The 13,272-nt window shown below is 40.5% G+C and carries 12 protein-coding genes; all 12 read left to right on the forward strand.

The window, feature by feature from the left end; genetic code table 11:
• On the forward strand, positions 1-1,597 hold a 1,597-nt coding region (locus IGI67_RS25235), incomplete at its 5' end, for a phage tail tip lysozyme (protein ID WP_429959829.1).
• Positions 1,598-1,606: 9 nt separating this feature from the next.
• Entirely contained in the window at positions 1,607-2,233 is a 627-nt protein-coding gene (locus IGI67_RS25240; RefSeq protein WP_429959830.1) for a hypothetical protein, read from the forward strand.
• Positions 2,234-2,279: 46 nt separating this feature from the next.
• Positions 2,280-2,456 carry a hypothetical protein gene (locus IGI67_RS25245; protein ID WP_429959831.1) on the forward strand — a complete coding sequence of 59 codons (177 nt, stop codon included), beginning with the start codon at positions 2,280-2,282 and terminating at the stop codon, positions 2,454-2,456.
• A gap of 71 nt (positions 2,457-2,527) precedes the next feature.
• Positions 2,528-2,830 (forward strand): hypothetical protein, encoded by a 303-nt coding sequence (locus IGI67_RS25250; RefSeq protein WP_429959832.1) that lies wholly within the window; start codon positions 2,528-2,530, stop codon positions 2,828-2,830.
• A 41-nt stretch (positions 2,831-2,871) separates the two neighbouring features.
• Complete coding sequence (locus IGI67_RS25255) at positions 2,872-3,861, forward strand: conjugal transfer protein (protein WP_429959833.1); 990 nt, start codon at positions 2,872-2,874, stop codon at positions 3,859-3,861.
• A gap of 4 nt (positions 3,862-3,865) precedes the next feature.
• Complete coding sequence (locus IGI67_RS25260) at positions 3,866-4,123, forward strand: hypothetical protein (protein ID WP_429959834.1); 258 nt, start codon at positions 3,866-3,868, stop codon at positions 4,121-4,123.
• A complete protein-coding gene (locus IGI67_RS25265; protein ID WP_429959835.1) occupies positions 4,104-4,517 on the forward strand; it encodes a TcpE family conjugal transfer membrane protein in 414 nt (137 codons plus the stop codon). Before IGI67_RS25260 ends, IGI67_RS25265 begins: the two co-directional genes overlap by 20 nt.
• A complete protein-coding gene (locus tag IGI67_RS25270; protein WP_429959836.1) occupies positions 4,514-4,771 on the forward strand; it encodes a hypothetical protein in 258 nt (85 codons plus the stop codon). The genes IGI67_RS25265 and IGI67_RS25270 overlap by 4 nt, the downstream gene beginning before the upstream one ends.
• Before the next feature lie 322 nt (positions 4,772-5,093).
• On the forward strand, positions 5,094-7,589 hold the full coding sequence (locus IGI67_RS25275; protein WP_429959837.1) for an ATP-binding protein: 2,496 nt from the start codon (positions 5,094-5,096) through the stop codon (positions 7,587-7,589).
• Between the two features lie 17 nt (positions 7,590-7,606).
• Entirely contained in the window at positions 7,607-9,961 is a 2,355-nt protein-coding gene (locus tag IGI67_RS25280; RefSeq protein WP_429959838.1) for a CD3337/EF1877 family mobilome membrane protein, read from the forward strand.
• 21 nt (positions 9,962-9,982) lie between these two features.
• Positions 9,983-12,193, forward strand: coding sequence for a type IV secretory system conjugative DNA transfer family protein (locus IGI67_RS25285; RefSeq protein WP_429959839.1), 2,211 nt, complete (start codon positions 9,983-9,985; stop codon positions 12,191-12,193).
• Positions 12,159-12,557, forward strand: coding sequence for a hypothetical protein (locus tag IGI67_RS25290; protein ID WP_429959840.1), 399 nt, complete (start codon positions 12,159-12,161; stop codon positions 12,555-12,557). Before IGI67_RS25285 ends, IGI67_RS25290 begins: the two co-directional genes overlap by 35 nt.
• Positions 12,558-13,272: the final 715 nt, after the last annotated feature.

Genomic DNA, 13,272 nt, shown 5'->3' on the forward strand with positions numbered 1-13,272 from the left:
CACTGGACCAATGGGCTGCTTAGATTTTGAATCAGGGGGATTTAATCCAGCCATCGAAAATCCATCAAGTGGCGCCTATGGGCTTGCTCAATGGCTTGGAGGAAGAAAGACAGCACTAGCACAATTCGCCGCCGAAAAGGGCAAAGATATGTCGAATTTGGGCGTGCAATTGGAATTTTTAAAACAAGAACTGGAAAATCCCTATTATGCCAAAGCAAAGGCCGCTCTTCAATTAACTGACGTGCACGAAGCCCAGCATGAATGGTTGTTGTGGTTTGAAGGATTAAGCCAAAACCCGGAGCAATGGTTTTCTGCTGAACGAAACGCGCGTGCAGACAAATGGTACGCCAAGTTTGGTGCCAGTGATCCGGTCACAAGCAACGTTTTAGAGACAGCGGCAGAAGGACAACAACAAAGTGCGAGTGAAGACGGTTGCGAAACGATCAGTGCTGGTGGAGGCGATATCCTAGAAGCGGCACGTAGTTTCCTAGGATGGTTCTACTACAAATTACAACATCCGTCGCCAGACCTTGGAGATTTAAACAACCCCAACAAATCAGGTGGAACAGACTGTTCCGGTTTTGTTTGGCTGGCTTTAAACAAAGCAGGGTATAAAATGCCACCAAATATGGGATGGTTTACTGGAAGTATGGCAGATGATGCCAGAGGAGCAAAGCAATACCTTCAAGAGATACCAGCAAGTGAAGCGAAAGCAGGAGATATCATTATTGCGAATATGGGTGCCGGTGTAGGGAAAGATGGCCACACCGCGATTCTTACAGAAGATTGGCACGGAAATACGACAAAAATCATTGAGCAAGGCGGTTATGGATCTGATTCGGTTCATGAAGGGCAAACCGATACTTCTTTTGGCTACTTGATGTCCTTTGACATTTGTTTTGCGCGACCAGTAGGCGCGCCGTCCACATCAACGGCTCAAAAAGGGAATTTTAGTGCGCTGAAGACATTGAACAGTTCAGCGGGCAAGGTTGCTTATGGAATTTACTATTTCAACAATGGAAAATACGTATCCAATAACTACAATTCTCCAATGACATCCGCTTCCGTTATCAAAGTATTTATCATGGAATACATTTATGACAAAGGACGGATCAATGAAAGTGCAGGCGGTCAATCCGTCAGCAGTCTAGTGGAGCAAATGATTACAGTCAGTGATAACAATGCGACGAATATGTTGATCGATCATATCGGAATGGACACCTTAAATCAGTTTTTCAAAGAAAAGGGCTATTCCAATACAAAATTGAATCGAAAAATGCTCGCTTCAGGAAATGAAAATCTAACGTCTCTCAATGACACCATGTCATTTTTGAAAAAGCTCTATCAGAATAAAGGCAAAGCGCCTTACTCGACCATGTTAGATACTATGAAGCGTCAGCAGGTCAAAACCAAAATACCAAGTAAGATCAGCGTTCCAGTGGCAAACAAGACCGGTGAACTTGGAAGCGTAGAAAATGATATCGGCATCGTATTTAGTGATAAGCCGTTTGCGATCGTTGTTTTAACCAATGAGGTAAACAACAGTGCAAATGCTCGATCAGGAATCGGAAGTCTAGCCAAAGAAGCTATGAAGTAGGAGGGAGCTATGAATAAATCAATGATACCGTGGATAACAACCTTTCTTTTGTTAATTGGGGTTGTCTTTCTTGCAATCAACACCCAACAGCAAAAGAAGGAAGTCAAAACAGTAGAGAGTAAACTCGTTGTTCTAAAAGCCCAAAATGACCAGTTAAAGACTGACAAAGGAGAACTGAACGAATCAACGTCCAACTATCGCGAACAAGTCGCTAAGATGGAAAAACAGCTGATAAACACGGGAAAAGACGTTGACTTGAATCAAGAATACGAAAAAACGGTGAAAGAACTGTTTGAAACATTGATTAATTTTTCGCCAAGCAATTACGGTGAAAAGAAGAAGCAAGCCGAGAATTTCTATTCTGACGAACTGAAAAACCAATTTCAGGGAGATAATCGGAATTACTCGGACTCAAACGGCGTCACTTCAAAATTGGAATACATTGACGTATTTTCGAAAAGTGTTCAAGAAGGTGAAATGAAGGGCATCGTAGTAGAAGAACATGAGAGTGGCATGTCCGCAGATACCATGAAGAAAGGCCGTGCCATGTTCCTGGTCAGTTACGACATTAACACCAAGAAGGTCACAGAACTAAAAAATCTAGGTAGTGGTGTAGCAGTAGAGTTGCTGAAGTGAGTAGCAAAGAGGAAATACGAGCGAAACCAGAAAAGAGGTCAAAAAATTGACACAAATTTTTAACATTACTCAATGGCTTTTGAATGTCACTGTTTTATTACTATCATTTTTAATAGCTATGGTTCCCATTCTAATGAAGATGATCCTATGGGGCTTCATATTTTCAGCGTTTTGGCAGCTATTCAAGGCATTGATTGTGGTTTTGCTAACGGATGATCATTGAAAAGTTCTATCTGTTTGCCCTAAAGAAAGTACAAATGGTATCGAAAAATATTTGAGAGAGGATAAATGTACATGGAAAATGAGACACAACACCAGGAACAACGATCAACTGAAAAAGTTGCCTATTCATCAAGTTTTCAGCAACAAAAGCCAGCGATCCAAGTTGCTATTTTTGTAATGTGGAAGATTCACCACAAAGAATACCAAGTGGGATCACGCTTGTTTTTTGAACAGGTGGAGTCACAGATTAAAGTGTCTAAAAGCAACTACAAAGAAGCCCTTGCCTTTTTAGAAGGAGCTTCAATTGCAGTAAATGAAGTCATTATCGCAGATAAAGTGCCCCCAACACTTATCGAGCGATACGACATTAATTAGTGACTGAGAGACCAAACGGGTTTAATCCGCAAGCTGTTCAAATGAAAAATCAAAAAAAGGGGAAACAGAATAAGAAAAAGAAAAAAGACGGGAAAGACGAGTCTTTTTTTTCTGGTCAGGAAAAAGAGCCGCAAAATACACGCGCGATTCGTTTTGCGCCAAGAACGGCTATGAACATTTTTTCTGGTCTTTTCGTCTTTCTGTTTGTGATTATGTGTGTCGTGGTCCTCCTAACTTTCGGACGCACGGACACACTGGCGCGGCTTGCAATGAGTAAACAGGTCAATAAAACCGAATTAATTGAAAACGTGAATAAAGGCTTAGTAGCTACCGAACAAATGAGGTACGAGGGCGAAGTCGTCATTGAAAAACTGTTTACGCAGACGCAAAAGGCAGATGAAGAAGATTCTTGGAAAGAGGGAATCACACCGTATCTTTCTGTCGGATTGAGTGCCGACGATTTAGGCTTTTCTAACACAAGAATCGATCGAAATGCAAAAGAGATCAAATTCATCAAAGCCATTACGGTCAGTGAAAAAGAGCATTTCTATCGTCTGTATTATGATGTTCGCTTTACTGAAGGCGATACCTGGAAAAAAGCGCAGATCATCTTACCGGTTTGCTACAAGTACGGCGAATTAAAGCTGATCGATCGTCCACAGTTTACCAACACGACGGTCAGTGAATCAAAAAACAAAGTCGCTTTTAATGAGTCGCGCTTTATAACAACAGGTGAGGATGTACAAGGAACTGAAAAAGATAAACTCGACGAATTTATCAGAAGTTTCTTTGAGCTGTATACAGCAAATGACGAAAAACTAGGTCTGATTTCCAATGTCAAAGGATTGGAGGATGCCACACTCGAAAACATCGATGTCAAAACATTGATTGTAGATGGAAAAGGCATGTACCACGCAAGAGGGACATTCAGCTTTTATTACAAAGAAGGCAGCTCCTTCACTTCCGGTTTTGAATTGGTTATTAAGCCAACAAAAGAAAGTTACTTCGTCATTAAAATGAATGGAGAGTGAAAGAATGATTGATTTAAAACCATTGTGGGATAATTTTTCAACGCAAGCGATTATCTTACTTGCTATCGTGGGCGTTTGTTTAATTATTGGTGCAATAGCGACACAAGGGTTCGCAAGAGCCATCTTCTCGGTCGCTGGTATATTTGTACTAATCATGTTTATCTTGATTTTAGGGAATGCAACTGCTGTTGGAGAGTGGCTCATGAAGCTAGTCTACAAATTGAATCAAGGGGTAATCTATTATGGAATACAATTACACTAAAGAGTTTAAGCAGCCGAACAAGATATATTCATTTCCAAACGGAAGACCGATACCCTTTGCGCCTAATGGATTACGAATGGAGTATTTAGCGGTTGGAGGGATTTTTGTAGTGTTGCTGCTTATCATCATTGGTGCAAGTATTCTACTGAAGATTAGCTTTCTTCAATCGCTTTTTATAAACTATTGGATGATTATTCTAGCAGCATTGTGCGTCCTTGTTTGGACGCTTTTTTCTTTGAAGTGGGATAATAAGAGTTTCCTTGATTACATCTTTGGTCGGGGAACGTATTTTCAGAACAAAAATAAAAGGTACGAGCATGAAATGCTCGTACCTTTTTATAAGCAGAAGGTGACGTATTCGAGGCGAAAAGGGAAGTGGGACAAAACATCATGAGCGAAAAGAGAGACGCTGATAAACTCCAACTACTGCTATTCTGCATGGAAATTCCTTTCTATCAAAAAGGAATTTACTATAAAGAAATAAGAAGACTAGTAGAGATTTTAGAGCAAACATCTATTCCAGTTAGAACGGTAATAAAAGAGAGAATAGAAAAACACTCTGTAAACATGGTTGATCCTGAGTCAGATCACCGCAAGTTACAACGTTTAATTGATTTTAATGAAATGATTTTGAAGTCTCTATTTTAGGGCTCATTTTTGAGTTTTATTCTCCAATATATCGTGAAACTCAGCTACCAACTTTGGTGTTAGAAAGTGAGTCTGAATATGAACAAAAAGAGAGCTAATGTATTAGTATTATTGAATTTACCAGCTATTTTACTATGTTCTATAGTATATGGGCGACCTGATTTGATACCAACAATAGAGAAAGACCTCATTGTGATTCCAATTGTTCTCCTTTTTGATTTGTATTTACTCATAAATCGACTCACAAAGGGGAAATTAAGAGAATTAATTAAAGGGTTCTTTCGCTCATAATTGTTAAATCACATGAAAGAGTGGTGATTACGTGCCATTAGGAATAAACAAGGAACCAAGGCTGGAGTTTCCAATCGAAGCCATGTACAAGAACTTCTTATTTACGACCGATCAGCAAGTTTGGGTAGGCTACAAGCTCGATCATCAACAATTCCCAATCAATGACCTGGAGTTTTTCAAAGGTTATATTGAAGATGGGGAAGGAATGTTCGAACATGATAAGTACGAATATCATCTCGTTGATATTCCGAATAAGTTCAATTTGAACGAGCATGTCGATCGAACGATCAATGAATTGGTGAAGGGAGAATTCGCGGATTTAGGCGAAACGTATTTTCAACAAGCAGAAGAAATACTCGAAGATGAAGTACAGATGAACAAGTACACAACGTACTTGTTTGTGAAACTAACAAACACCGTTCAAGTCGCCAATCCACTGGAATACATCGAATTAATCAAGGAAGTATCGGCGACGTTTGTACGGAAATTGACAGGTCAGAAGCAAACACGATCTGTCCTGCTGTCCTCTACGCAGCGTATGGAACGTGAACTCTATGAGGATTTAATGAATTACAAACAGCTTGAACGACTTGATCCACAAATATTGGGAAGAATGTACTATTATTTCTTTCATCGAGCCGATCAAAAAATTATTAATCGCGACTTAACTATTGAAGAAATGACCGAAGGGATCATTTCAAATGATAACGGGTCAATTATGATCGAACAAATTGATAAGAACCATCATTCAGCCTTTCTAAGCGTGATTGAAACACCATCAAGTATGTTCGGTAGTTCCTTCGTCCAAAACCTTAGAGACAGCGTTTCTTTCTCCATAGAGACGCATACGAGGATTCGCTTTGAACATCCTGAAAAGGATAAAAAGAAAGTCCATAAAATGCGAAAGCGGATTGATGAACAAGACAAGGAACAAGGAAACATCGATGCCGTTTTAGATGACGACGAGGTTGTTCTATTCGGGGAAGAACGGTTGCGCAGCTTAAATGAAAAGTTGAAGCACAAAGAAAAGCGATTGTGTCGGGTGACGATCACCTTTGTTGTTTCTGCTGAGACGGTCGAGGAGCTGGAAGAACGTGTGAAAGATGTTCAGTTCGTCCTAGATGGGACCGACTATAAAATCTATCGTTCTATAGCCGATCAGTTGACACTATTCAATCAATGTATCGTTGGTAGTAAGAACCAATTCCGAAGCTATGAGCAAGTCGTGACAACAGGATACATAGCAGATTTAGGCATGGACTTAGAAAAAGAAGTCGGAAATCAGTACGGTTTTCCGCTTGGTCGGATCATAACGGCTAAGAAATTTAAATCTGTTCAACAAGCCCTGGCTATGTCGAGTAAAATCGTTTGGTTTTTGCCTAACCTGGCAAAGCGGGCAATCGAAGGCGCGCAGCATACCAACGGAAACACGTTGATAACTGGCCCACCAGGTCAAGGTAAATCCGTTCTAGTCAAATATATTTTCCTTTGGTTGACCTTTTTTGGTCAAAAAATACTATACGTTGATCCCAAAAATGAAACCGAGTTATTCTTCCGAAAAGCGTTGGAAAAGTTTAGCTTTATTCCAGAATTTAAGGAGCTATACAACCGAATAAATTTTATTTCGCTGTCTGACCAGGAACGGTATCGAGGCATGCTTGATCCGCTGATGTTCTTACCACGAGACGAGGCTATTCAAACAGCTAGAAGTGTGTTAAACGCCTTTGGAGAGGTCGATAGTGATAGCGCGACGTCAAGTAAGAAGAAAACGATCATTTTAGAATCCGTTGAAAAAGTTCTCAATGGTCGAGGAAAAAAACACTTAACCAAAGTGATTGAAGAAATTCGGAAAAAAGATGAAGATTTAGCTAAATTGATTTCTGGTTACAATGTGGGCTTAGGAAAAATATTGATTGGGAATGATTATAGTACCCCTATCAAGTTTGAAAGTCCGATCAACGTACTTGGTACGCAAGGATTGAAAATTCCTACACAAAGCGAAATTGAAGCCGGAAGGCTAAATCCCGAACAGATTGCAGGTATGGCGATCATGGAAGTTATCATGAAGTTGACCTACGTATTTTCTACCAATAAGGAAGAAGACGCAGCTATCATATTCGATGAGGCCAAAGGATTTGAAGACACAGCACAAGGAAGATTTTTGATTGACGACAGCCTTCGAAAAGGGCGTGCGAACGCAACAGATATCTACATTGTGACCCAGGCATTTATGGACTATGACAAAGAGGATAAGAAAGAACTGCTTTCTTACAAATTCGCCTTCAGACCGAAACAAGAGGAAGCACGAAGAAAAGTGTTGAATTTCTTTGAAATGGATAGCAACGATGCGAATCTAACCATGTTTGAACGGTTAAAATCGGGTACATGTCTATTCCAGGATCACATGGGCCGAAACCAACCGATCGCCATCGATGTGCTCTTTGACAGCTGGTTAGCGGCAATCTCTTCGACCAATCAAGAAGATGAAGCGACACAAGCAGCCTTAGCAATGGAACAAAATTCTTAACGTATGGAGGTGAGAATTTGAAAAAGAAATCGCTGGTAGCAACGTTGTTGCTGCTATTTTTTTGTGCCTTTTTTCTCAGCTCGAGTCCATTATCGACACGAGCTGAAGTCGGTTCAGAGGTGGATCACACCGACAACCGGTTAAACAATTCCGACGAAAAGAAGAAAGCGGAAGGTGAAGTCAAGATAACAGATGCTACGACTGATCCAAACACGCTTTATTCGCGGTACAAGGACAATTCCTTTGATCTAATGACAAAGGAAAAAGAGGGCGTATCCGGCTTAAAAAAATATATTGCCAACTTTTCAGGAACATTAAAAAGTCTTGTTTGGGAAGGAACAAAAGGATTGGGGAATATCAATACTGAAATGGTGAAGTTCCTTTTCAATATGGATATCGTTTCAGCTATTCGCAAACCGATTCAAACATTGACAGCGACAATTGCGACCAATATGTTATCGATCGCAGGTACGATCGGGATTAGTTTTGTGGCGCTAACGATTGCTATTAAATTTGCAGGGGAACAAAACTTCAAAAAAGCCTTTGGGCTCTTTGGGATGACGATTCTGATTTTTACTGGTCTAGCGGTATTGAGAAATTCCGCTGCAAGTGATTCGTTTTTCAACACCGTATTCACCATTGATAAGGCAGTAGAAACATCAATGGTGAGTGTGAATCCCGTTTTAGGCGACAGTAGTGTACCTCTGGAAAAGGGAAAAGATGGAAAAGACAATTACGACTCAAACAAACGGTTAAAAGGTGCAGGTGACATGATCGCCACACGTGTATTTTTCACGAATGTTTATGAACCCTACTTACTAGCCAACTATGGAACGTCCAACATGGAGACGATCAGGAAGAAGAAAGTTACGTACGATGAGAAAGATTATGACCGGATCAATTTATTGTTAGACAATGATGTTTCGACAGAAAAAGGCGAAGAAGTCCACGAGGCAGCGACGGAATATGAAGCCGAAGACCTAGAGAATCGAACGATCCAACATTACAATAACTTCACGAATGCGTTCAAATTGGGCTTCTATTTAGTGGTCAATTTGATCCAAACAGTCGCCTATTTTGTATTGTGTTTCGTTCGAATCATTATCGGAGTCTTGCAAGTTTTTATGATCCCGATACTGCCGTTTTTACTGTTGTATGGATTGTTTATGACATTCTCAAATGTCTTCAAAAACTATGCAATGGCAATGGCTATGACGATTTTCTTAAAAGGTATGGCAGGATTTGCCTGTATTTTGTTTGCGACGTTCCTATCGTATGGATTCCAACTAAGCAATACAATGGATAATCCGTGGCAAAAAATACTGACCATCCTCATTTATTTACTGTCTCCATTCGGACTCTATTTCTTTCGAACGTTCCTCGGAAGTTTGTTTACCGGACAAATGTCTTTAGCAAATGCCGTCGGCTTTGCGACGCATCCATTTAGCACGCAAAAACTGATGCGAGACAATGCCAAAGAGAAGCGGAAGGAACGGAAACAGCGACAAAATGATGCTAAAGAACAACGGAAGAAAAAACTAGAAGAAGACCGCAAGAAAGCAAGAGAACGGGGAAAACAAGAACTTGGGCTGAACCAAACGAATGAAAGAAAAGGCAAAGGACGCAGTAATTTGCGTAAAGAATTGAATCAACAAACGCAAGGACCGAAGCACAAACCAGACAGCAAGCGCCAGGCATTGCAGAAGAAACTTGAAGCGGCACATGAACAAAGTCGCACAGACGAGAAGAACGCTGCTAAAGATTTAGCGCACCGCCGTCAACGCAAGCCGCTTGACAAATCCGCTGCACAAACCGGCGAAGCAATCAGAAAAGCCAATCAAGAATTGCAAGAAAAGCAAGCCGGGAATTCACTCAAAGGAAATCGAAGACGTACTGGTGCATCCAGCAAACGTGCAGGAGCGGAGAACGTTCCTACAGCGAATGCAAGACGTCTGCAAGGACAGAAAAGTGTGCCTGATAGTGAAAAGGCGACACCAAAACAAGGCAAGGCGACAACGCCGAGATCAAGTGCTCGCACAACCAGAAAAATCAGCGGTCAGCGTCAATCTGTTAGTGACGTGTCACCAAAACAAACCGGTTCTGTTCGTCATGTTGGATCATCCGGTATGAGCAGTGCAAGAAGATCACCAGCTGTTCGTCAGAAAATGGCGACCGTAAAAGCTGTTTCCAAAGCAGTCAATGCAACAGACGAACCACTTGTTGAAGAAGTGATAGAAACGCAACAGCCAATCACTCGAATGGCAAAAAGAGACGCGCCGTCGACCAAGAAAACGACGAAACGATCACGGCAAGTTCCTGTCCGAAGAACGAAGACAACTGTAAAAACGAAAACCGTAAATAAAAGAAAGTAATGCCAAAAGGAGAGTGATTTTGTGTCGAATGATCCATTTTCAGATGGGCTATTTTCGTATGGAACGCCTCAGAAAAAGCCCGACAAAGAACCAAAAAGTAAGTTTCGCCAGCTGTTAATGGGAATGATTCTTTTCGGATTTGTCCTGTATCCATTCCTGATTGTTGGGTTGATTCCGTTACTTATTGTTCAACGAATTGATCGAAAAGATCAACAAAAATATATCTATGATATGGACTACGTGAACATAATCAAACGGTATAACAATCACTTTTTTGTATTGTCGTTTGTACTCGCTGTCGTCAACATGGCACTATTTACCCTCGTGATTCCACGAGGGTATTTATCTTGCTACATCCTTTTTCCACTGAACAATCTTAACCATGTACTAACCTTCGGACCGCAGACAATCGTCGCATTAGCGGTCGGAGGACTAGGCATGGGAAGTATTTTGATTGCCTATTCAGGCTTCGTTGCAAAGCGAAAAGTTTACTCAAAGGAAAGAAGACAGAAGGATATTATTGAATCAAAAGAGTATCAGAAACGACTTGCAAACAAGTTTGAGGAGTCGCAAAAGTACGTCAAAGAATACGAAAACGAGTATCAAGTTTCCATCGTTATTAAGGATTTAGTCGTTCGTAAAGAACGGCTTTCTGAATTATCTAAGACAATTTTGTTGGGTACAGATGAATACGGACTGCCATACAAAATGGGCTTTAGAGAACTCAATCAGCACGCGTTAATCCCAGCAACCACTGGTGGAGGGAAGACAACGCTCATACAAGTTTTTATTGAACATTGTATCAAGTATGGTATTCCAGTGCTACTGATTGATGGGAAAGGCGCACGTGATACTTTGACTGCAATGGAAGACATTGCGGCCAAGTATGGCAAGAAAGTAAGATCATTTACGGACACAGGAACCATGCGCTACAATCCCATAAAATATGGGAATGATATTTCTATTCGGGATAAGTTGGCTAACTTAGCTGAAACAGAAAGTGTCTACTATTCGATGGCATCCAAAGCATTGTTGCAGGTAACTGTACAACTTCTTGATGAATTTTCGAAGACACATGAGATCGAACGAAGCTTGCCATTTATGCAAAAGTATCTCATTCCTAGAGAAGTTCTGAACCTATTTATCGATCGGTTGTCTGAAAGAAATCCTCAATTTTTTGATTTGGAAATTCAATTAGATTCGGGTCCAAAGAAGAATAAAAATGTAGGAAGTGACGCAAATCAGGAGACTGATTCAAACAAGGCAAGCAATCGACACAGCAAGTACAAAAAGAGTGAAGCGAAGGTCGAAAATTCAAAAACAGTGATATTAGACCCCGAAAAGTTATCGCTAGAAGATTTATATTCGTTAATCAAACGCAGCATGGATGCCATGACTGAGGATGAGAAAAAGTTATTCGAACGGCTCTTTGTTCGCTACGAACATAAAGACAATCCTTTTTATTTGTACGCTACTTCGGAAGCACTACAAACCAACATCAACATGCTTTTAGACAGCGAATTAGGCAAACTTTTTGATACAAAAGGTAGTGAAAACACACTAGACTTGAAGGAAATTGCTAGTAATGGAGACGTTGTTTATGTGTCATTGAACGGTCTAATTTATAAAGACTTTATTGTGACATTAGCGCAAATGCTTGTCGGAGAGGTTAACTTTTTTGCATCCGATTTGTATGCAAAGAGTGAAAGAATTGATTTTCTTACTATCTTTGATGAACCAGCATCCTATCTAAATGATTCGTTTATTGATTCTGTAAACAAAGGGCGTGGTGCCGGACTACACGCCATTTATTCACCTCAAACAATGGCCGATATTGATAAACTTGGGGATAAATTGAAGGAGCAACTAGTCGGTAACGTCAACACATTTATCGTCGGAAAAACAAATGAAACGTCAGAAGTAAACTACTGGAGTGAAACATTCGGCACGTACCAAGATATTGAAGTTACAGACGTTGTGAACCAAGAGGAAGGTTATTCTGATGCAGGTAACATCAGCTGGCAAGGTGAAAAAGGAACGCGTAGAGACGTGGATCGATTCAATTTTCACCCTAACCGGTTTCGTAATTTACGCCAGGGGGAGTTTGCTGTTTATCGCACAGCGCTTAATGTCCATGAAGTACCACGAGCTGTATACATGCGAAATCCAATAGCTTATATCAAGAAGGAGCAAGCGAATGAAAGTAAAGTGGCTGAACGTCATTCTAATTAGTCTGTTCTTTTGCGTCTTCTTTTTTGTGTCTTTCTTGCATACACCACGTGGGAATTATTACACTGATTACTCGCTGACACAGGTGCTAACCATATCGAAAAAGGATAATGATATTGTCATCTATTTTGCACGAAATGATTGTCCTGAATGTCAAAAAGTTGATGACATTCTTCAATCAAAGCAGGGAGAGTTAAGAAAAAACACCTACCGAATAGAAACAAGAAGTGAAAAAGATCGTGAGAAATTGATTTCAATGCTATCGACTTTAAGCATCAAAGAAGTACCTAGTTTTGTTGCCGTTCGCCAACAAAACAAAAGAAAAATGAACCAAAATGAAGTAAAAAAAATGCTGGAAAAACAGTAAAACCCCAGTAAAAGGTCAGTAAAACCGCAGTAAAAAACCAGTAAAACCAAAAACACCCAAAATAGCTCTCGGCGCTTGCCATTCAAGGCGTTCTCCATATCCAAAATTCCTGACCATTTTCTCTCAACGTGGGTAAAACCCCCTTGTGAGAGAAAATGGTCAGGAATTTTGGATTTTCGAATGAATTTGGCAAGCGCCGAGAGCAAAGCAATTTTGGAAAACAAAAACAAAAAACAATATAAAAGTATTAAGTACTTAAAGATTAAGAGATCAACCCCCTACCCCCAATCATGGGGGTCTCATAACTATCTCTTTCCGTTCTCTTTCAACCTCTATTGAAAGAGAAAACTTACAACTATCCCTTGCGTCTGCGCCCTTTCACCAATTCTTGAAAGGGCTGCCGCTAAATGCAACAACTCCCTAAATCCCTCGCCAAAGCTCGAGGGACTTCAAACCGGAAAAGAGTTTGCATAGTTAACACTACGCTGCACCTTTTCCAAGGAAACAAATTGGCAAAGCCAATTTGTACATTGACCAGCTTTTTTTCCGCCATTTTGCATTCGCAAATTGCCGATCGCTGGTTGGACCAACACCCTAAATCCCTCAAACTTGAGGGACTTTAAAGCAAAAGAGTTTGATCTCGCTTTCGCATCGATCACTCTTTTTTAGAATCAAATAGGCCCGGCCTATTTGTCTTAGAACCGGAGGACATTTT

The organism is Enterococcus sp. AZ196, from assembly GCF_050498845.1.
Taxonomy (GTDB): Bacteria; Bacillota; Bacilli; order Lactobacillales; family Enterococcaceae; genus Enterococcus_A; species Enterococcus_A murrayae.